The following is a 19,841-nucleotide window of genomic DNA, read 5'->3' as shown; positions in this document are numbered from 1 at the left end:
GCCGCGATTCAGCGCCGCCCGGAGAGCCTCTCGGCGCGCGCACCGTTGAGCCGGTCGAGCAGGAACAGCCGCAGCTTCGACTCGTCGCCGAACGCCAGCGTCACGGCAAACGGCACGATCTCTACGTCGAGCGACGGCTGCATGCTGCCGATCCGCGCCAGATCTTTTTCGGTGGTGACCAAGGTCAGGCCATCGCGCTTGGCGATAGCGGCGAGTTCGGCCAGTTCCTCGGCCGTAAATGGGTGGTGATCGGGATACGCGCGCTGCTCCGCCACCTCGACGCCACTGGTCTGAAGCGTTGCGACGAACCGACCCGGATCGCCGATGCCGGCGAACGCCAGCACCCGTAGCCCCCGCAGCGCCTCGACCGACGCCGGCTCCGGCACCAGCCGGGCCCGCAGCACCACGCCGCCCTTCTTCGTAATCTGCTGCGCGAGGCCGTCCGCGGCGGTACCGTCGCCGACTACGACCAGCGCATCCGTGCGCGCGATCTGCAGCGCAAGCGGCGCGCGCAGCGGCCCGGCCGGAAACACGCTGCCATTGCCGATGCCGCGATGGCTATCGACCACGATCAGCGCGGCGTCCTTGGTCAGCGCCGGATTCTGAAAGCCGTCGTCCATCAGGATCACGCTGGCGCCGAGTGCACAGGCCAGCGCCGCGCCGTCGGTGCGGTCGCGCGCCACCACCACCGGGACCCGGCGCGCCATCATCAGCGGCTCGTCGCCGATATCGGCCGCGCTATGGCGCGTCGGATCGACCTGGATCGGCCCGTGCAACCGCCCGCCATAGCCGCGGCTCAGGACGACAGGGGTTTCGCCGAATTCACGTAGCAGGGCCACCAGCGCAAGCGTCGTCGGCGTCTTGCCGGCACCGCCCATGTGATAGTTGCCAACGCACAGCACCGGCACACCAACGGTCGTCCCGGTCTTCTGCATCCGCGCCGCGGCGATGTTGCCGTAGATCGCGGCGATCGGCAGCAGCAGGCGCGACACCAGCGAAGGAGGCCGGTGCCAGAAGCCCGGCTCACGCATTCCCGGCGCCCTGTTCGATCTGCAATTGCAGCAGATAGGGCTCGAGCGCCGCGATGGTGCGGTCGAGCGCGCCGCCAAGGCGGTCGACCACCTTGGTGGCCGCGGTGATCGAGATCTGCCGCGCGTCGTGGTTCGACAGCAGCGATGAGATCCGCAGCACCAGCGCGTCGACGTCGGGCACGGCGAACGCGCCGCCTTCATCGTCGAGCGCGCGATAGACTTCGGTGAAGTTTGAGACGTGCGGGCCATGCACGATCGCGGCGCCCAGCTTGACCGCCTCGATCGGATTCTGGCCGCCATGCTCGATCAGCGAGCCGCCCATGAATACGATCGGCGCCAGCCGATAGAACAGCCCGAGTTCGCCCATGGTGTCGGCGACGTAGATCGCGGTCGCGGCCATCGGCTGCTGCTCGCGCGAGCGCAGCGCCACCGGCAGCCCTGCGGTCTCGACCAGGCCGGCGACCTGCTCGCCGCGATGTGGATGCCGCGGCACGATCACGGTCAGCAGCGTCGGGAAACTCGCCGACAGCCGGCGATGCGCTTCCACCAGCAGTTCTTCCTCGCCCGGATGAGTCGAGGCGGCGACGATCACCGGGCGGCCGCGGGTGACCGCGAGCAACCGCTCCAGCCGGCCCGGATCGGCCGGCGGCGGCGCCACGTCCATCTTCAGGTTGCCTGTGGTGATCACGCTCGGGCTGCCGAGCGCGCTGAAGCGTTCGGCATCGACCCGCGACTGCGCCAGACAAATATCGAACCGGCCGAGCAGCGCGCCGATGGTTGCGGACGCGCGCTGCCAGCGCGGGAACGAGCGCTGCGACATCCGGCCGTTGATCAGCACCATCGGCACCCGCCGCGCCGAGGCAGCGAGGATCAGGTTCGGCCACAAATCGGATTCGATGAACAGCGCCAGACTCGGACGCCAGTGATCAAGGAAGCGGTCCACGAAGCGCGGCGCGTCGTAAGGAATGAACTGGTGAATAATGTCCGGCGGAAACCGGCTGGCCACCACCTGGGCCGACGTCAGCGTGCCGGAGGTGAGCAGGATGCGCAGGTTGAGCGCGCGCAGCCGTTCGATCAGTCCGGCCGCAGCCAACACCTCGCCGACGCTGGCGCCGTGGATCCACACCACCGGCCCGCGCGGCCGTGCATCATTGCTGAGACCGCGACGCTCGCCGACCCGCGACGGATCTTCCTTGCCCTGCTTCAGCCGCCGGCCGATCCACAGCGACGCCAGCGGCGCCGCGGCAGCGGTCAGCTTGCGATAGACGCGGAGCGTCATCGGCACCGGATCAACCATCAACGGCCCCGTCTGTCACCGCGAAGGTGACGCGCATCATCGCCGAGCAGCATCGTCAGTCCCGCGCGATCAGTGCTGCGCGGACCGGGCTTCTTTTTCTGGATCGAGCAAGCGATGCAGATGAACGATGAAGTACCGCATGTGCGCATTATCGACCGTCTGATGCGCCCGGGCCTTCCATGCCGCATAGGCCGTTGCGTAGTTCGGGTACACCCCGACGACGTCGACCTTGTCGAGATCGCGAAACGTCACGTTCTCGAGGTCCGTCAATTCTCCCCCGATTACGAGGTGGAGCAATTGCTGCGCATTGTCCGACATCAAACTTCCTCATTGCGGCGAACAGGCATGCGCGCGCTCAGCCTCGCGGAGAAACGCGAAAATGCTCGACGATGTGAGCATGACGTTCGCGCCCCGCAGCCACCAGCACGCCATGTGTGACCTCGGGACGGTTGTAGACGATGGTCTCGCCCGCGAGAGTTGTCATTGTACCATCCGCTTCGTGCACGATCAAATCGGCCGCGGCAAGGTCCCAATCGCGGCTCTGCCCTCCGGCGAACGCAACGTCGACCTGACGATCAGCAACCCGGCACAGCCGCAGCGCCAGCGAGCCGATCCGCGGCAGGATGTGCGCGGTCGACGGCAAGGCCAGCCGTTCGATCAGCGGCTTCGGGCCGGCGACCTTGGCGCCTTCCAGCGTGGTGCCGACGCTGGCGTGCAGCGACGCGCCGTTGAGCGACGCACCCAAGCCACGCGTGGCAAAGAAGAACTCACCAGATACCGGCGCGAACACCGCGGCCAGCATCGGCTTGGCGTTCGCGACCAGCGCAACAGAAACGCACCAATCCTCTCGGCCGGCCAGATAGGCGCGAGTGCCGTCGATCGGATCGACGATCCACACCCAATCCTTGTCGAGCCGTGTGAGATCGTCGGCGCTTTCCTCCGACAACCAGCCGTAGTGCGGCGTGGCGTCCTGCAGCCGCTGTCGAATCAGCTCGTCGACGGCGATATCGGCTTCCGACACCGGCGAGGATGCGCCCTTGGTCCAGGTCCGCAGCTCGGTACGGAACATCGACAGCGCCAGAGCGCCGGCCTCGCGCACGGTGTCGGCGAGCAGCGATGCGTCGCTTTCAGATGTTTCGATGTGTCGCGTATCTGGATTAGCGTCCGGCAATCGTCAGCCCCTCGATCCGCAGCGTCGGCGCGTTGACGCCGTAGCGGAAGGTCAGGTCGCTGGCCGGCGTCAACGTCTTGTACATGTCGATCAGGTGTCCGGCGATGGTGACTTCGCTGACCGCGTAGGTGCGCTGGCCGTTTTCAATCCAGAACCCGGCGGCGCCACGGCTGTAGTCGCCGGTGACACCGTTGACGCCGGAGCCGATCAGATCGGTGACGTAGAAGCCTTGCTTGATGTCGCCGATCAGTTCGGCCGGGCTGAGCGGCCCGGCTTCGAGATGCAGATTGTACGGCCCCGGCGACGGCGACGACGATACGCCGCGATGCGCGTGGCCGGTGGTGGTCAGGCCGAGCTCGCGCGCGGTGGCGCAATCCAAAAGCCACGACGTCAGCACGCCGTCGTCGACGATCGACAGCGGCTTGACCGCAACGCCTTCGGCATCGAACGCCTGCGAGCGCAGGCCGCGCTTGCGCAGCGGATCATCGACAATGCGGATGCCGTCCTTGAACAGCTTCTGGCCGAGACGATCCTTCAGGAATGAGGTCTTGCGCGCGATCGACGCGCCATTCGCGGCACCGACCAGATGGCCGACCAGCGAGCCGGCGACGCGCGGATCGAACACCACCGGCACCTTGCAGGTCTCGACCTTGCGCGGCCCGACCCGCGCAGAGGTGCGCTCACCGGCGACGCGCCCGACCTTCTCAGGCGACATCAGGTCCGCGGCGTGCGGCGCGGTCGTATATTCATAATCGCGTTCCATCCCGGTGCCCTCGCCCGCGATCGCGGTCATCGAGATGCTGTGGCTGGAGCGCAGGAACGAGCCTTGGAAACCGGTCGACGTCACCAGCACCATGCCGCCGATCCCCGACGACGCCGAGGCGCCGCCCGATTTGGTGATGCCGGGAACTGCGAGCGCTGCGGCCTCCGCGGCGCGGGCGCGCTGCTCCAGTTCGGCGGTCGAGGGCGTGTTCGGATCGAGCAGATCGAGCTCGGGAAAATCGCGCGCCAGCAGATCCGGATCGGCGAGGCCGACATATTTGTCGTCCGGCGCGACGCGGGCCATCGCCACCGCGCGCTCGGCCAGCTTGGTGACCGCGTCCCCGCTGATGTCGTTGGTCGAGACCACCGCCTGACGGCGACCGACGATCACCCGCAGGCCGACATCGTCACCTTCCGAACGCTCTGATTCCTGCATACGCCCGTCGCGCACTTCGACGCCGTGCGAGACCCCGCGGACCGCCACCGCGTCGGCCTGATCGGCGCCGGCGCGACGCGCCGCCTCGACCAGCCGTTGTGCCAAATCGCTCAGCGCCGACTGATCGAACAAAGCGGAATCCACAGAGGAGGAAGCCGACGAACGTGCGCTTGGTGAAGAGTTCACAAATACAATTCCTAAGGCTGGAAGTAACGACGCGGAAGCAGCGGACGCGCGCTGTGTACATCACAGATGTGCCTGTTCGGTGCGGACTTCAAGCACTTTGCTCCCAGCCGGAACAATTCATTGCCGTCGCCGGTGCAAGATTGCGTCAATCATGCTGGCCAAGGTTCTGTCAATCATGAGCGGCGAAGCAGCCGGGGTCAGTTTCGATTAACCAGCCTTATTAAGCGAATTCGGACCGGGCTCTGGCAAGCTCTCACCCATCGACCGGGAACATAATTCCGGCGGGGAGATCAAAGCCGTGAGGCGTCAAACAGCAACAGGCGGGGCTAACCTCGCCGGGTCGAGCCGCGACTTGCGGCTCGACCCTCTCTCACTGCCGATCCGCTTCGACGCGCACGATGTGCGGGCCGACGGTGGCATCCGGCAAATCGAACTACACCGCGAGCGGGTGGTGCTACGCCGCGCCGTCGCCGGCATGAGAATGGCGGTGAACGTCAGCGTCAGCGACTTCCGCGGCATCGGCTGCCGAGGTCTCGACGACGGCCGCATGCTGATGCTGGTGCACCGCGATCCGTCGCTGTCGATCCCGCTCGGGATCAGCGACGATCCCGAGGAGATCGAACGCATGTGGGCGCTCTGGAGTGAAATCTTCGGACTGCCGCAGCTGCCCGAAGACAAGCAGCGCGAACCCGCGCAGCGCCGCCGCCGTCATCACGTGATCAGCAAGCGTCGTCCGCGCTTCCTGATGCGCCGACGGGTCGGCCGCCTGCTCGACGCGCCGAAGTGCTTCGGCGGCGAACGCGAGATCATCGCGCGCAACTAATCAGAAATCGGATGAGAGCGCCGGGCTTGCCCGGCCTCACGCCATCGTGCGCGAGACGGCGTCGGCCACCAGGCCGCCGAACAGCAGCAGGCCGGCGTCGCGGTTCGACTTGAACAGCTTCAGGCACAGCGGGCTGTCGTGAATATCGACCCGCACGATCTGCTGCACCAGATGCGCCGCGAACGCGGCAAGGCCGATCCAGGCGAACCAGCCGGCATCGGCGAGCTTCAGCGCCACGCCGATCAGGCTCACCGCCAGACTGAACAGCAGCACCAGCGCCAGCTTGGTGTTCTCGCCGAACAGCAGCGCGGTCGACTTGATACCAACCATCAGATCGTCTTCGGCATCCTGATGCGCATAGATAGTGTCGTAGCCGATCACCCAGGCGATCGAGCCGGCGTACAGCGCGAACGCGACCAGATCGAGCCGCTCGAACGTGCCGGCAAAGCCCATCAGCGCGCCCCATGAGAACGCGAGGCCGAGCACGAATTGCGGCCAATAGGTGATCCGCTTCATGAACGGATAGGCCGCGACGATGATCAGCGACGCGATGCCGGTGAGAATCGCGAAACTGTTGAACTGCAGCAGCACGACGAGGCCGATCAGGCACAGCAGCACCATGAACACGGCGGCCTGCTTGGCGGTGACCTGCCCGGCCGGGATCGGCCGCGACCGGGTACGCTCGACCTTGTCGTCGAGATCGCGGTCGGTGATGTCGTTCCAGGTGCAGCCGGCGCCGCGCATCACGAACGAGCCGATGAAGAACAGCGCGCAGAACAGCGGCAGGCGGCTGAGGTCGTGGGCCATGCCGGCGGCCAGCGCCGCCGACCACAGGCACGGCATCAGCAGCAGCCAGGAGCCGATCGGGCGATCGAACCGCGCCAGCCTCAGATAAGGCCGCGTCCACAGCGGCGCATGGTTATCGACCCAGTTGCCGGTGGAGTCGGCGACCCGCCCGGCCGCGCCGCTGGCCGGAATTCCGCTCATCGCGCCAGCACGTTGCCGTTGAGGGTATCGAAGGTGGTGCCGCCGAACTTCTTGGCGGAGGTGTTGGCCTCAGGCGTGGCGCTGGAGGAACCGAGCACGTCGGCAAAGCTCGGACCCGCCGGCCCGCGCTGCTGCTGCTCGGCGATGTTGCAGACCTGCTTCTGCATCTGCTCGGTGCGCTTGTGGCCGGTCTTGAGCTGCTCGGCGATGTCGTCCGGGATGCCGCAGCGCTTTGAGTTGCTGACGACGTATTTGATCATCGCCACTTCGGAGCTGGAGAACGCGCCGATCAGCTTGCAGGCCTCGGAGGCCGGCGCCTTACGCTTGCCGGCGGCTTGAATCGCCTGGCCGCGCTTCTCGGCTTCTTTCCGCAGCTTGAGGAAGTCGTTCATGCAGGCTTCGCCGCCGGCCTGCTGCCCCATCGGCGCGGCACCGGGAGGCGGACCAAACGCGCCGCCGCCACCGGCGATCGGAGCTGCGCCCGCGGCCGGGAACGATCCGCCCGAGCTGTTCACCGGCGGAAACACCGAATTGTTGCTCGATGCAGCCGGCGATGACGACGACTGGTTCGGCAGCGGCGCAGGAAATGCCGAGGAAGATGAAGACTGGTTCGGCAACGGCGCCGGGAACGCGCCCTGGGCCAGCGCCGGGACGGCTTGAACGGCAAATGCGGCGGCTAACGCCGGTACAATCAAACGTCGGATGATCAAGGCTGCTCCTCCGGCAAGGTTCGATGGTCCCCGTTGGCCCGATGACGCGTCGAAAAACGACGTTGGGGCCTTTTACGATTCCGGATCGCCCTTAACAACCCGCCGATTGGGGCGGTAGCGCGGCGCTTCGCCCCACAGGCGGCTGATATTCTTGAAAAATTGGGTTAGAAGCGGCGCGTGAGACCCAGCCGATGAGCCGATACGACTTCCGCAGCCCCCGCCTTTTCGTCGATGCCGCCCTCGCGCCCGGTGCGCAGGTGCCGCTCGAGCGCGACCAGAGCAATTATCTCGGCAATGTGCTGCGGCTCGGTGCCGGCGCCGCCGTACTGGCCTTCAACGGCCGCGACGGCGAGTGGCGCGCCACCATCGCGGGCCGCAAGCGGCCGGAAGCGCTGGAAGTGGCGGAGCAGACTCGGCCGCAGGACCGACTGCCCGATGTCGCCTATGTGTTCGCCCCGCTGAAGCACGCCCGGCTCGACTATATGGCTCAAAAGGCAGTGGAAATGGGCGCCGGCCGGCTGCAGCCGGTGCTCACCCAGCACACCCAGGTGCACCGCCTGAACACCGACCGGATGCGCGCCAACGTGATCGAGGCCGCCGAGCAATGCGGTATCCTGAGCCTGGCGGAGGTCAACGAACCGATCGGGCTCGATCGGTTCCTGACCGGCCGGGCAAACGGCGAGCGGCTGCTGGTGTTCTGCGACGAGGACGCCGAAATCGCCGATCCGGTCGCGGCGCTGCAGGCCGCGCGGGATGCGGCGGCGAAGGGCGTCGACCTGCTGGTCGGGCCCGAGGGCGGGTTTTCCACCGAAGAGCGCGCCCTGCTGCTGAAACAGCCCAACATCCTGCGCCTGGCGCTCGGCCCGCGGATCATGCGGGCCGATACCGCAGCGGTCGCCGCCCTGACGCTGGTTCAGACGGTGATGGGCGATTGGAAGGGTAATTAGGTAATATTCGACCATTGGCGCCCCCGCCTCACCCGGCGCCCGGCGGATGACGGTCGAATCTGTCATTCACCCGTGTTAAGGGCTGCGCCGACTAGCGTTTTCTGTTTCACCCTCCCTGCCCGGGACCGCAGGACTGACCGATCATGACAAAGACCGCCGCCACTCGCGCGACCGGATCCGCCGCGTGGGCGGAGGCGCTGCTGCAATCCTTCGCGGAGGCCGGCTATGCCCAGGCCACACCGCCGATCCTGCAGCCCGCCGAACCGTTCCTTGACCTGTCGGGCGAGGACATCCGCAAAAGCCTGTACCTGACCACCGACGCCAGCGGCGAGGAACTGTGCCTGCGCCCGGACCTGACGATCCCGGTGGCGCGCGACTACCTCGCCTCCAAGGCCGCGGGGCAGCCGGAAGGGTTCTGCTACCTCGGCCCGGTGTTCCGCCAGCGTGGCGGCAAGCCGAGTGAATTCCTGCAAGCCGGGATCGAGTCGTTCGGCCGCCAGGACCGCGCCGCGGCCGATGCCGAGATGCTGGCGCTGGCGCTCGGCGCCACCACCGCGCTCGGGGTCAGCGCGGTCGAGGTCCGCACCGGCGACGTCGCGCTGTTCGCCGCGCTGATCGATGCGCTCGACCTGATGCCGGTGTGGCGACGCCGTCTGATGAAGGATTTCCATCGCAAGGCCAGCCTGGCGCAGGACCTGGAGCGGCTGACGCTCGCACCCTCGACCAGCAACGAATACGAAGGCGTGCTCGCCGCGCTCGCCGGCTCCGACCGCAAGGCGGCGCTGGCGCTGGTCACCGACCTGATGTCGATCGCCGGCGCCACCACGCTCGGCGGCCGCTCGGTGGCGGAGATCGCCGACCGCTTCCTCGAACAATCGACGCTGAAGAGCGGCGCGCTGCCGCGCGACGCGCTCGACAAGATCAAGCGCTTCCTGGCGATCGCCGGCGCGCCGAACGACGCGCTGACGGCGCTGCGCGCACTTGCCGCCGACGCCAAGCTGTCGATCGACGCGGCGATCGATCAGTTCGAGGCGCGGATCGGCTTCATGGCCGGCCGCGGCATCGATCTGTCGAAGGTGCGGTTCTCCACCGCGTTCGGCCGCGGCGTCGATTACTACACCGGCTTCGAATTCGAGTTGCACCATGCCGGCAATGGCGACGAGCCGCTGGTCGCCGGCGGCCGCTATGACGGGCTGATGAGCCAGCTCGGCGCAGCCTCGCCGATCCCCGCGGTCGGCTTCTCGATCTGGATCGAGGCGATGAAACAGACCAGCGCCGGAGGTGCCGCATGAGCGCGCCGTTCGTTCTCGCGGTTCCGTCCAAGGGCCGCCTGCAGGAAAACGCCGAAGCGTTCTTCGCCCGCGCCGGGCTGACGCTCAGCAAGCCCGGCGGCGCCCGCGACTATCGCGGCACGATCGCCGGCCTCGACAATGTCGAGGTCGCGTATCTGTCGGCGAGCGAGATCGCCGCCAACCTCGCCCGCGGCTCGGTGCATTTCGGCGTCACCGGCGAGGATCTGGTGCGCGAAAGCATCACCGATGCCGACAAGCGCGTGCTGCTGATCGACGGGCTCGGCTTCGGCTATGCCAATGTCGTGGTGGCGGTGCCGCAGGCGTGGATCGACGTCCGCACCATGGCCGATCTCGACGACGTCACCACCGGCTTTCGCGCCCAGCACAACCGGCGGATGCGGGTTGCGACCAAGTACATCAATCTGACCCGCGGCTTCTTCGCCCAGCACAACGTCGTCGACTATCGGATCGTCGAGAGCGCCGGCGCCACCGAGGGGGCGCCCGCAGTGGGCACCGCCGAGATGATCGTCGACATCACCACCACCGGTGCGACGCTGGCCGCCAACGGCCTCAAGGTGCTCGACGACGGCGTGATGCTGCGCAGCCAGGCCAACCTCGTCGCCTCGCGCGAAGCCGACTGGTCGGACACTGCGCGCGAAACCGCGCGCGTGATCCTCGATCACATCGCCTCGCGGGCCCGCGCCGGCAAGTACAAGGAAGTCCGCACCCGGTTCAAAGGCTGCAACGACGCGCTGCTCGCCGAGGCGCACAGCCGGTTCGGTGTGGTGTCGCCGTTCGGCGGACCGACCTCGTCGGGAATGCTGACGCTGCACTGTCCGCCGGCGCAGATTTACGCGCTCGGCAGCTTCCTGCGGCAGCATGGCGCAGACACCGTGTCGGTGGCCGCGCTGGACTACGTGTTCGACAAGGAAAACCCGATGTTCAGCAAGCTTGCGGCGTTCCTGCCGCAATAATGCCGAGCAGACCGGCGCCGGTGGCGCCGGCGGGTGGAACCACCATATAGTCACGAGACAAACAAGGCCGCGTGCAAGCCGGAAGTCGATCGATGATGCTTGGGAGTGACGTCTCGGGTCTGTCCACCGAAGCGGGTAGCGCCGCGGCGCTGGGCCTGTCCATCGTGGTGCCGGCCTTCAACGAAGCCGGCGGCCTGCAGGCGCTGCACGGCCGGCTGATCACGCTGGCCGCAACGCTGCGCCAGCGCTACGGCCTCGCCTGCGAAGTGGTGTATGTCGACGACGGCAGCTCGGATGCGACGCTGAGCATCGCCCGCAATCTGCCGGCCACCATGCTCGACGTCCAGGTGGTGTCGCTGTCGCGCAATTTCGGCAAGGAAGCCGCGCTGATGGCGGGGCTCGACCACGCCAGCCGCGGCGCCGTGCTGTTCATGGACGGCGACGGCCAGCACGCGCCGGAACTGGTCGAGACGCTGGTGGGGCATTGGATCGAAGACGGCTTCGACGTCGTCTATACGGCCAAGGCGCATCGTGACAACGAGCCGGCGCTGCGCCGCACCGCGGTGCGCGGCTTTTATGCGCTGATCAATTGGGGCGCACGGCAGAAGATCCCGGAAGACGCCGGCGACTTCCGCCTGCTGTCGCCGCGCGCCGCCCAGGCGCTGCGGCAGCTTCCCGAACGCAACCGCTTCTTCAAAGGCCTGGCGAGCTGGATCGGCTTCCGCCAGAAGCGGGTCGATTACGAGCCTGAGCCGCGCTCGCACGGCTTTTCAACGTTCTCGACCGCGCGGCTGATCGGATTGTCGATCGAAGGACTGACGTCATTCTCGGTGGCGCCGCTGCGGATCGCCAGCCTGCTCGGCGTGGTGCTGGCGATCAGCGCGTTCCTGTTCGGTCTGTCGATCCTGTGGGAGACCTGGATCGACGGCAAATCGGTGCCCGGCTATCCGTCGATCATCGTCGGGATGATGACGATCGGCGGCGTGCAGCTGCTGATGATCGGCATCGTCGGCGAGTATATCGGCAAGATCCTGTCGGAGATGAAAGCGCGGCCGATCTACTTCGTGGCCGAGCACAGCGTGAAGCGCGCCGACACCGATGCCGGCGGTCCGGCCAAGCGGTCCGCCGCAGAATGAGCGAAGCTGGCCAGCGCCGGATCTGGCTGGTCGCCGACGATTACGGCATCAGCCCCGGGGTCAATCGCGCGATCCGCGATCTGATCGAACGCGGCCGCATCAACGCCACCTCAGTGATGATGGTCGGCCCGGCGATCGGACGCGACGATGCGGCCGAGCTGCTCAACGCCGCCGCGGCTAATCCACATGCGGCGATCGGGCTGCACGCGACCCTGACGGCACCGTTCGCACCGCTGACGATGCACTATCACCCGCTGCATGGCGGCCAGTTTCTGCCGCTCGGGCGCAAGCTGCGCGGCACGCTGCTGCGCCGCCACGACAGCGCGGTGATCGCCACCGAACTCAGCGCCCAGATCGAAGCCTTCACCGATCGGTTCGGCCGTCCGCCGGACTACATCGACGGCCATCAGCACGTGCAGCTGTTTCCGCAGGTCCGCGACGCATTCCTCGGCGTGGTGAAGACGCTGGCGCCGCATGCCTGGGTCCGGCAATGCGGCCGCAGCGTGCCGCTGGCGCGGCGGCTCGGCAATCCCAAGCCTCTTCTGCTCGACGCGCTCAGTGCGCCGTTCCGCAGCCGCGCGGCGCGCTTCGGCATCGCGTTCAATTCCGGTTTCGCCGGCGCCTACGACTTCCTGCGCGAGACCGACTTCGACACGCTGATGGGCTCGTTCCTCGACGGCCTGCCCGATGGCGGCTTGGTGATGTGCCATCCGGGCGAGGTCGACGACATCCTGATCAGCCTCGATCCGTTCACCGATCAGCGCGCGCGCGAATACGCGTATCTCGGCGGGGAGCGCTTCCCGGAACTACTTGCAAAACACAACGTCAGCCTCGCTGCGATGCCGCCCCAGGCGCCGGGTCAGGCCGTTTTGTCGCATACAGAAATTTAATCCAGGGCCGGACTTACGGCCGCCTCAAGGTTCCTTAGATTTGACGACACCCGCGCCTGCGATCGCCGCCGGCGAGCGCCGCGGCGCAGGTTTGAGCGATGCTCAGGGAGATCATCATGACGCCGCAGGAACGCCAGCTTGTCGACGATCTGTTCGAACGGCTCGCCCGCCTGGAAGCCACCCCACGCGACCCCGACGCCGCCGCTGCGATTTCGCAAGGACTGCGGATCGCGCCGAATGCGATCTACGGGCTGGTGCAGACCGTGCTGGTCCAGGACGAAGCGCTGAAGCGGGCGCACGAACGCATCCAGGAACTGGAGTCCGATCACGGCCCGCAGTCGCAGGAGCGCGGCGGTTTTCTCGATTCGATGCGCGACGCGATTTTCGGCCAGGGCCAGGCGCCGCAACGCGGCTCGGTGCCGAACGTCCCGCCGCCCGGCGCCGGTAGCCGTCCAGCCTGGAACACCGGGCAGGTGCTCGGCCAGCAATCTGCCGCGCCGCCTTACGGACAGCCGCAGCAGGCACCCTATGGTCAGCCGCAGGGCCAGTATGGCGGCCCGTTCGGCGGCCAGGGCGCCTCGCCGTTCGGCGGTGGAGGTGGCGGCGGCGGCTCGTTCCTTGGCACCGCAGCGGCGGCTGCAGCGGGCGTGGTCGGTGGCTCGCTGCTGCTCTCCAGCATCCGCGGCATGATGGGCGGCGGCTCGCACCAGAGCCTCGCCGACCAGGGCGGCCTCGGCAGCGGCCTGCAGAGCCCATGGGGCGGCAGCGACTCCTCGGGCGGCAACCTCGCGCAGCAGGCCGGGCTTGGTGACATCGGCTCACAGCGCGGCGGCGTCGACGACAGCTCGCGCTACGGCATGACGGATCAGAACAACAACGATTACGACCAGGTCGCCGACGCCGGCTACGACCGCGACGACATGGACATGGACTCCGACGATTTCGACGGCGGCGGCGACAGCGACTTCGCTTAAAGCTCTCCAGCGCCCGCCGACGTGCAACGGCCGCCCACTCGGGCGGCCGTTGTCGTGAGCAGGCTCAGTCTTGGCGTCGACCGATCAGATCACCACCACCTTGGTGCCGACGCCGACGCGGCCATACAGATCGATGACGTCCTCGTTGCGCATGCGGATGCAGCCGGAGGAGACGTTGGTGCCGATCGTCCACGGCTCGTTGGAGCCATGGATGCGGTACAGGGAGGAGCCGAGATACATCGCCCGTGCCCCGAGCGGATTCGCCGGTCCGCCTTCCATGTGACGCGGCAGATCGGGACGGCGCGCCAGCATTTCCTTCGGCGGAGTCCACGCCGGCCATTCGCGCTTGGCGGTGATCGTCTTCACACCCGACCAGGTGAAGCCGGGACGGCCGACGCCGACGCCGTAGCGCAGCGCCTTGCCCTCGCCCTGCACCAGGTAGAGGAACTTGTTCGGGGTATCGATCACGATCGTGCCGGCTTTTTCGCCGCCATGGTAATCAACAAGTTGCTTTTCGTAGCGCGGATCGAACTCGGGATGGGCCGGCTCGATCGCCGCTTCCTGCTCCTGCATCAGCTGCGGAGCGGTCGGCGCGATGTACTCACGGCGTTGTTCATAGGCCGGCTCACGCTGATAATACCGCGAGGACGGCGGCGGAGCGCCATCGCTGAACAGGAATTCGATGAAGCCACCGCCGAGATTCGGGCGGTCGGCATAGGCGGTGCGCACCCGCGCCGGAGGGGCGGGCTGCGGCTCGGCATAGACCACCGTCGGCTCCGGGCTCGATGAAAATTCGTAAGCGACGGCGGGATGATAGCCAGCGGCGAGACAGGACACGCTGGTCAGCAACGCGAGGGTAGTTTTGTTGAACATCGACGTACTCTGCACCGTTTCGTCGTGGACTCGCCGGAATTTGCGGCGGTGAACGCAACGGATCAGAAACCAAAACCGGATCGGTTTGGTAAACGCGGGCGGCAAACGGATTCACCATGACGCTCTGGAACGCCCATTCCTGAGATCAGCGTTTATTTTCGATGAATGTCGCTGCGCCATGGTTAACAGTGCGTTCGCTCGTCCTATTACTTAGCGAAAATGCAGGTTCCGATCCGCAACGCACCGTTAAACAGATGCCGCTACGACAAGCCGGTGCCTTGAACTGGGATCAACCGACCGATGTCCTTCCAACGCAAGCGTTTCCGCATTGAAGAACTTACGCTCGGCGCAGCGCCGATGCTCGCACCGATCGAATTCGAAGCGGGTCCGACTAATCGCGACCTGATGGCGGAGCTACGCGCGATCCGAGCCCAGATCGTCAACGGCGTCCATCCTGCGCCCGCCACCGGCGAGTCAGGTACCAACAAAGAAATCGACGCTTCGCTCGCGGCGGAAGCCGCCGAGACCAAAGCACTGCTGGCGAGTTACAAGGCTCAGGTCGAGCAGTGCGAGAAGCTGAAGATCGAACTCGATCTGATCCACAACGCGATCGACCAGACCAAGCGCGAAATCGCCGTGCTGCACTCCAAGAGCTTCAGCGGCGAGGAGATGGCCAAGGTCAATGGTGAGCTCGGCGCGGTCGTCGGCGGCACCGAGGAAGCCACGCAGCAGATTCTCGAAGCTGCGGAAGCGATCGATCAGGCCGCCACCGCGCTAGGCAAGGTCAACTCGGCCGATCAGCAGCAGGCGCTCAGCGAAGAAATCCAGGAGCGGGTGATCTCGATCTTCGAGGCCTGCAACTTCCAGGACCTCACCGGCCAGCGCATCAGCAAGGTGATGAACACGATGAAATTCATCGAGCATCACATCGTGCAGATGATGGAGATCTGGGGCGGCGTCGACGAGATCAAGTCGCACGCGCCCGCGGTGGTCGACAATCGCGACGACGACGCCAAACTGCTCAACGGCCCGCGTGCGCTCGGCGAAGACGGCCACGCCTCGCAGGACGACATCGACGCGATGTTCAACTGATCGCCGGCTGCCGCCTCAACGCCGCTCGGCGGCGCGTGGCGGCTGCAGCGCCAGGAAACATCCCAGCGTCGCCAAGGCGCACACCATCCCGACCTCGATCACGGTGGCGTCGGAAAACCGCTCCACCGCCGCCGCTACGATGAACGGCGCCGACGCCTGCACGAACAGCGCAGGCCGCGCGATCCGGCCGATCACCCGGCCATAGCCCTGCGCTCCGAACATCAGCAGCGGCAGGCTGCCCCGCGCGATCGTCATCACGCCATTGGCGGCGCCGAACGCCACACAGAACACGCCGGCGACCAGCACCGACGGGCCGGCAAACGCCAGCATCGCGAACGAACAGGCCATCAGCGTCACCGCCCCGCGCGCGATCCAGAGCGGATGTGTCCGGCCGGCGAGCAGAAAGTCCGCTAGCCGGGCCGCCACCTGCGACGGGCCGAACAGCGCGCCGAGCGTCACCACGGTGCCGGCATCAAGGCCGCCGCGCTGAAACATCGCCAGCAGGTTCGACGTCACCCCGGACAGCATCAAGGCGTAGATCGCGAAGGCGGTCGCGATCAGCACGAACGGGCGCCCCTCCGGGCGCAGCGGCTCCGCAGGCATCAGATGCGGGTTCGGGCTGGGCGCAACAACCGATGGCGCAGCCTTGCGCGGCAGCACCAAGCCATGCAACGGCGCGACCACACAGGCCAGCACCGCCGCGAAGGCGAAATAGGTGCCGCGCCAGCCGACGGCGTCGAGCAGCAGATGGGTCGCCGGCCAGCCGACGGTGGAGGCGAAGCCGCCCGCGAAGGTGACGAAAGTGATCTGCCGCCGGGCGGTGGTGCCGAACAGCCGCGCCAGCGTGGCGAACGCCGGATCGTACAGCGTCGAGGCCATCGCGACACCGAGCAGCGCCCAGCCGACGAAATACACCGGCCACAGGTCGATGCCGGCAATCAGCACCATGCCGAGCGCGCCGACCAGCGCTCCCGGCGCCATCACCACATTGCCGCCGTGGCGGTCGATCAGACCGCCAATCACCGGCGACAGGATGCCGGAGATCACCAGGGCCAGCGAAAACCCGGACATCCCGAAGGCCAGCGACCAGCCATGCGCCGCGGCGAGATGCGGCATGGTCAAGACCGGCGGATAGATCAGCATGCCCCAGCACAGAATCTGGGTGACCGCCAAAACGCCGACCGCGCGCTCCGGTCCGGACACCAGTCTGCGCAGTCCGCTCATCGGGTCATGGAATCAGATCGGCCCTGGATGTTTGGCAGAGGTCAGGCGCGCGGGGCGCAGCGGACATAGACCATGTTGCCGTAGCGGGTGGCGGCATCCTTGTCGACGAAGCGGGTGATCATCACGCGGCCGTCGAACGACACGATCTCGCGGTCCTGCTCGCCGATTGGACCGGCCGGCCCGATATAGTTCTTGCCGCTTTGCGAACCCTTCAGCCGCAGCTCCTGCGGGGTGGCCTGGTCGGCCAGATGCATGATCACGCCGCCGGTCGGACCGGCACCGATCACGTAAGGATTCTTGCACTGCGCGACCGCGGCCTTTTCGGTGCGGGCCCGGTCGGACGGATTGAGATACGACGCGAGGCCCCAGCGGCCGACGATTTCTTCCGAGCGGATGGTGGCGGGCAGTTCCGGCGGCGCCGCCGGCTCCTGCACTGCAGCCGGCTGCGAACCGCCAAGGCTGAAGCCACCGATGCTGCCGCACGCGCCGAGCCCCAGCGCCATCAGCGACGCCATGCCCAGATTGAGCGACGCGCGTGCGTTGCGTGAATTGACCATGATTTCTCCCCGAGCAAACGCCCCGTTCGCCCCGACCCCACACAACCGCAAAATGCCGCAGCAGGCAATGCGGTCGCGCCGATGAACAGTGTCCCGTCCGGCGGACGGAGCATCTTACACCGGCATCACCAAGCCCTTAAGCCCGTCAGCTTGACAGGAACTGCAGCAGGCCATATTCCCGGGCGCACAATTAGCACTCTTGCAGTACGACTGCCAACACGCGGACACGAATACGAGCCGCGATCACGAACCGGCACTCGAACGCCAAAGCCCCTCCAGCAACACACAGGATAGCCCATGGCTAAAATCAATTTTCGTCCTCTCCATGACCGCGTCGTCGTGAAGCGGATCGATGCCGAGACCAAGACCAAGGGCGGCATCATCATCCCGGACTCCGCCAAGGAGAAGCCGCAGGAAGGTCAGGTGATCGCCGTCGGCCCGGGCGGCCGCGACGAGACCGGCAAGCTGACCCCGATCGACGTCAAGGTCGGCGATCGCGTGCTGTTCGGCAAGTGGTCGGGCACCGAGATCAAGCTGGACGGCGAAGAACTCCTGATCATGAAGGAGTCGGACATCATGGGCGTGGTCGGCTAAGCCGCATCGCGACAGCATCGAGACATCAGGAGCGAATGAATGGCAGCCAAGGACGTCAAGTTTTCCGGTGAGGCCCGCGACCGCATGCTGCGCGGCGTGGACGTGCTCGCCAACGCCGTGAAGGTCACGCTCGGTCCGAAGGGCCGGAACGTGCTGATCGAGAAGAGCTTCGGTGCCCCGCGCATCACCAAGGACGGCGTCACCGTCGCCAAGGAAGTGGAGCTCGAGGACAAGTTCGAGAACATGGGCGCGCAGATGGTGCGCGAGGTGGCCTCGAAGACCAACGACCTCGCCGGCGACGGCACCACCACCGCCACCGTGCTGGCCCAGGCGATCGTCCGTGAAGGCGCCAAGGCCGTTGCGGCCGGCATGAACCCGATGGACCTGAAGCGCGGCATCGAGATCGCGGTCGCGGCCGTGGTCAAGGACATCCAGAAGCGCGCCAAGCCGGTCGCCTCCTCGGCTGAGATCGCCCAGGTCGGCACCATCTCGGCCAACGGCGACGCGCCGATCGGCAAGATGATCGCCCAGGCGATGCAGAAGGTCGGCAACGAGGGCGTCATCACGGTCGAAGAGAACAAGTCGCTCGAGACCGAAGTCGACATCGTCGAAGGCATGAAGTTCGACCGCGGCTATCTGTCGCCGTACTTCGTGACCAACGCCGAGAAGATGACCGTCGAACTCGACGACGCCTACATCCTGCTGCACGAGAAGAAGCTCTCGGGCCTGCAGTCGATGCTGCCGGTGCTCGAAGCGGTGGTGCAGTCGGGCAAGCCGCTGCTGATCATCGCCGAGGACGTCGAAGGCGAAGCGCTGGCGACCCTGGTGGTCAACCGCCTGCGCGGCGGCCTCAAGGTTTCGGCCGTGAAGGCGCCGGGCTTCGGCGATCGCCGCAAGGCGATGCTGGAAGACATCGCGATCCTGACCGGCGGTCAGCTGATCTCGGAAGACCTCGGCATCAAGCTCGAGACCGTGACGCTGAAGATGCTCGGCCGCGCCAAGAAGGTGGTGATCGACAAGGAGAACACCACGATCGTCGGCGGCGCCGGCAAGAAGCCGGAGATCGAAGCCCGCGTTTCGCAGATCAAGGCGCAGATCGAGGAGACCTCCTCGGACTACGACCGTGAGAAGCTGCAGGAGCGTCTGGCCAAGCTCGCCGGCGGCGTCGCGGTGATCCGCGTCGGCGGCGCGACCGAGGTCGAGGTCAAGGAGAAGAAGGACCGTGTCGAGGACGCGCTGAACGCGACCCGCGCTGCGGTTCAGGAAGGCATCGTGCCGGGCGGCGGCGTCGCCCTGCTGCGCGCCAAGAAGGCCGTCGGCCGCATCAACAACGACAATGCCGACGTTCAGGCCGGCATCAACATCGTGTTGAAGGCGCTGGAAGCTCCGATCCGCCAGATCTCCGAGAACGCCGGTGTCGAAGGCTCGATCGTGGTCGGCAAGATCCTCGAGAACAAGTCCGAGACCTTCGGTTTCGACGCCCAGAGCGAGGACTATGTCGACATGCTCGCCAAGGGCATCGTCGATCCGGCCAAGGTCGTGCGCACCGCGCTGCAGGACGCCTCGTCGGTGGCCTCGCTGCTGGTCACCACCGAAGCGATGGTCGCCGAGCTGCCGAAGGCCGATGCCCCGGCGATGCCGGCCGGCGGTGGCATGGGCGGTATGGGCGGCATGGGCTTCTAAGCCCGCGCCTGTCGCACGGAAGATCGATCACGCAAGGCCGCCTCCGGGCGGCCTTGTTTTTTGGCGCCGCGCCTCGCGCGCCTTGGTTCGGATTCAATTCGAATCGACTAGAGCATTTCCGGTTCTGACGCGTTGTGTCCCGGCGAACCGTTGTCCACTCGGCTCCCAAAAAGCTTTAGGTTCGATGCAGCCTGATTCTCGC

Annotated in this window: 20 protein-coding genes; 10 read left to right on the top strand and 10 right to left on the bottom strand. The window is 66.6% G+C overall.

What is annotated here, in order from left to right; genetic code table 11:
• Window positions 1–8 precede the first annotated feature (8 nt).
• From lpxK to LRC39_RS06135, 5 genes are all read right to left on the bottom strand, one after another.
• Window positions 9–1,031, bottom strand: a complete 1,023-nt coding sequence (gene lpxK / locus LRC39_RS06155; RefSeq protein ID WP_346296667.1) for a tetraacyldisaccharide 4'-kinase — start codon at window positions 1,029–1,031, stop codon at window positions 9–11.
• Window positions 1,024–2,328 (bottom strand): 3-deoxy-D-manno-octulosonic acid transferase, encoded by a 1,305-nt coding sequence (locus tag LRC39_RS06150; protein ID WP_346296666.1) that lies wholly within the window; start codon window positions 2,326–2,328, stop codon window positions 1,024–1,026. The genes lpxK and LRC39_RS06150 overlap by 8 nt, the downstream gene beginning before the upstream one ends.
• 69 nt (window positions 2,329–2,397) lie before the next feature.
• Window positions 2,398–2,646, bottom strand: a complete 249-nt coding sequence (locus tag LRC39_RS06145) for a DUF4170 domain-containing protein (protein ID WP_107343310.1) — start codon at window positions 2,644–2,646, stop codon at window positions 2,398–2,400.
• A 37-nt stretch (window positions 2,647–2,683) separates the two neighbouring features.
• Entirely contained in the window at window positions 2,684–3,499 is an 816-nt protein-coding gene (locus tag LRC39_RS06140) for a 3'(2'),5'-bisphosphate nucleotidase CysQ (protein WP_346296665.1), read from the bottom strand.
• Window positions 3,486–4,883: a TldD/PmbA family protein gene (locus tag LRC39_RS06135; protein WP_346296664.1), complete on the bottom strand. Its 1,398-nt coding sequence runs from the start codon at window positions 4,881–4,883 to the stop codon at window positions 3,486–3,488. Before LRC39_RS06135 ends, LRC39_RS06140 begins: the two co-directional genes overlap by 14 nt.
• A 298-nt stretch (window positions 4,884–5,181) precedes the next feature.
• Between LRC39_RS06135 and LRC39_RS06130 the strand changes: the two genes are divergently transcribed.
• Window positions 5,182–5,706, top strand: coding sequence for a DUF6101 family protein (locus tag LRC39_RS06130; RefSeq protein WP_107343307.1), 525 nt, complete (start codon window positions 5,182–5,184; stop codon window positions 5,704–5,706).
• A 36-nt stretch (window positions 5,707–5,742) separates the two neighbouring features.
• Here LRC39_RS06130 and ubiA read toward each other — a convergent pair whose 3' ends face one another.
• Both ubiA and LRC39_RS06120 read right to left on the bottom strand, forming a co-directional pair.
• Complete coding sequence (gene ubiA, locus LRC39_RS06125; RefSeq protein ID WP_346296663.1) at window positions 5,743–6,693, bottom strand: 4-hydroxybenzoate octaprenyltransferase; 951 nt, start codon at window positions 6,691–6,693, stop codon at window positions 5,743–5,745.
• Entirely contained in the window at window positions 6,690–7,403 is a 714-nt protein-coding gene (locus tag LRC39_RS06120; protein WP_107354512.1) for a hypothetical protein, read from the bottom strand. The genes ubiA and LRC39_RS06120 overlap by 4 nt, the downstream gene beginning before the upstream one ends.
• Window positions 7,404–7,594: 191 nt before the next feature.
• Here LRC39_RS06120 and LRC39_RS06115 point away from each other — a divergent pair, with 191 nt between their 5' ends.
• The 6 genes from LRC39_RS06115 to LRC39_RS06090 all read left to right on the top strand — a co-directional run bounded on the left by LRC39_RS06115 (window position 7,595) and on the right by LRC39_RS06090 (window position 13,616).
• Complete coding sequence (locus tag LRC39_RS06115; RefSeq protein ID WP_346296662.1) at window positions 7,595–8,350, top strand: 16S rRNA (uracil(1498)-N(3))-methyltransferase; 756 nt, start codon at window positions 7,595–7,597, stop codon at window positions 8,348–8,350.
• Window positions 8,351–8,493: 143 nt separating this feature from the next.
• The gene (locus tag LRC39_RS06110) at window positions 8,494–9,642 is read left to right on the top strand and encodes an ATP phosphoribosyltransferase regulatory subunit (protein ID WP_346296661.1); all 1,149 of its coding nucleotides are present in this window, start codon (window positions 8,494–8,496) and stop codon (window positions 9,640–9,642) included.
• Window positions 9,639–10,616, top strand: coding sequence for an ATP phosphoribosyltransferase (hisG, locus tag LRC39_RS06105; RefSeq protein WP_346296660.1), 978 nt, complete (start codon window positions 9,639–9,641; stop codon window positions 10,614–10,616). The genes LRC39_RS06110 and hisG overlap by 4 nt, the downstream gene beginning before the upstream one ends.
• Window positions 10,617–10,708: 92 nt before the next feature.
• Entirely contained in the window at window positions 10,709–11,752 is a 1,044-nt protein-coding gene (locus LRC39_RS06100) for a glycosyltransferase family 2 protein (RefSeq protein ID WP_346296659.1), read from the top strand.
• A complete protein-coding gene (locus LRC39_RS06095) occupies window positions 11,749–12,642 on the top strand; it encodes a ChbG/HpnK family deacetylase (protein WP_164634472.1) in 894 nt (297 codons plus the stop codon). The genes LRC39_RS06100 and LRC39_RS06095 overlap by 4 nt, the downstream gene beginning before the upstream one ends.
• 116 nt (window positions 12,643–12,758) lie before the next feature.
• Window positions 12,759–13,616, top strand: coding sequence for a DUF2076 domain-containing protein (locus LRC39_RS06090; protein WP_264054514.1), 858 nt, complete (start codon window positions 12,759–12,761; stop codon window positions 13,614–13,616).
• Window positions 13,617–13,700: 84 nt separating this feature from the next.
• On the opposite strand, the gene LRC39_RS06085 is transcribed toward LRC39_RS06090, so the two are convergent.
• Window positions 13,701–14,489, bottom strand: coding sequence for a L,D-transpeptidase (locus LRC39_RS06085; RefSeq protein WP_107354507.1), 789 nt, complete (start codon window positions 14,487–14,489; stop codon window positions 13,701–13,703).
• A 300-nt stretch (window positions 14,490–14,789) separates the two neighbouring features.
• On the opposite strand from LRC39_RS06085, the gene LRC39_RS06080 reads away from it, so the two are divergent.
• Window positions 14,790–15,581 carry a protein phosphatase CheZ gene (locus LRC39_RS06080; RefSeq protein WP_107343297.1) on the top strand — a complete coding sequence of 264 codons (792 nt, stop codon included), beginning with the start codon at window positions 14,790–14,792 and terminating at the stop codon, window positions 15,579–15,581.
• A gap of 15 nt (window positions 15,582–15,596) precedes the next feature.
• Here LRC39_RS06080 and LRC39_RS06075 read toward each other — a convergent pair whose 3' ends face one another.
• Both LRC39_RS06075 and LRC39_RS06070 read right to left on the bottom strand, forming a co-directional pair.
• Entirely contained in the window at window positions 15,597–16,805 is a 1,209-nt protein-coding gene (locus tag LRC39_RS06075; protein WP_263990827.1) for an MFS transporter, read from the bottom strand.
• A gap of 41 nt (window positions 16,806–16,846) precedes the next feature.
• Window positions 16,847–17,362 (bottom strand): hypothetical protein, encoded by a 516-nt coding sequence (locus LRC39_RS06070; RefSeq protein WP_107343295.1) that lies wholly within the window; start codon window positions 17,360–17,362, stop codon window positions 16,847–16,849.
• Between the two features lie 297 nt (window positions 17,363–17,659).
• Between LRC39_RS06070 and groES the strand changes: the two genes are divergently transcribed.
• Together groES and groL are read left to right on the top strand one after the other, a co-directional pair.
• Window positions 17,660–17,956, top strand: a complete 297-nt coding sequence (groES, locus tag LRC39_RS06065; protein ID WP_011156705.1) for a co-chaperone GroES — start codon at window positions 17,660–17,662, stop codon at window positions 17,954–17,956.
• Between the two features lie 39 nt (window positions 17,957–17,995).
• Window positions 17,996–19,639, top strand: a complete 1,644-nt coding sequence (gene groL, locus LRC39_RS06060) for a chaperonin GroEL (RefSeq protein ID WP_107343293.1) — start codon at window positions 17,996–17,998, stop codon at window positions 19,637–19,639.
• Window positions 19,640–19,841: the final 202 nt, after the last annotated feature.

This window comes from Rhodopseudomonas sp. P1 (assembly GCF_039642825.1).
Lineage (GTDB): Bacteria > Pseudomonadota > Alphaproteobacteria > Rhizobiales > Xanthobacteraceae > Rhodopseudomonas > Rhodopseudomonas palustris_H.
Note: the sequence above shows the minus strand (reverse complement) of the source record. Positions and strands in the feature narration are given on the sequence as shown.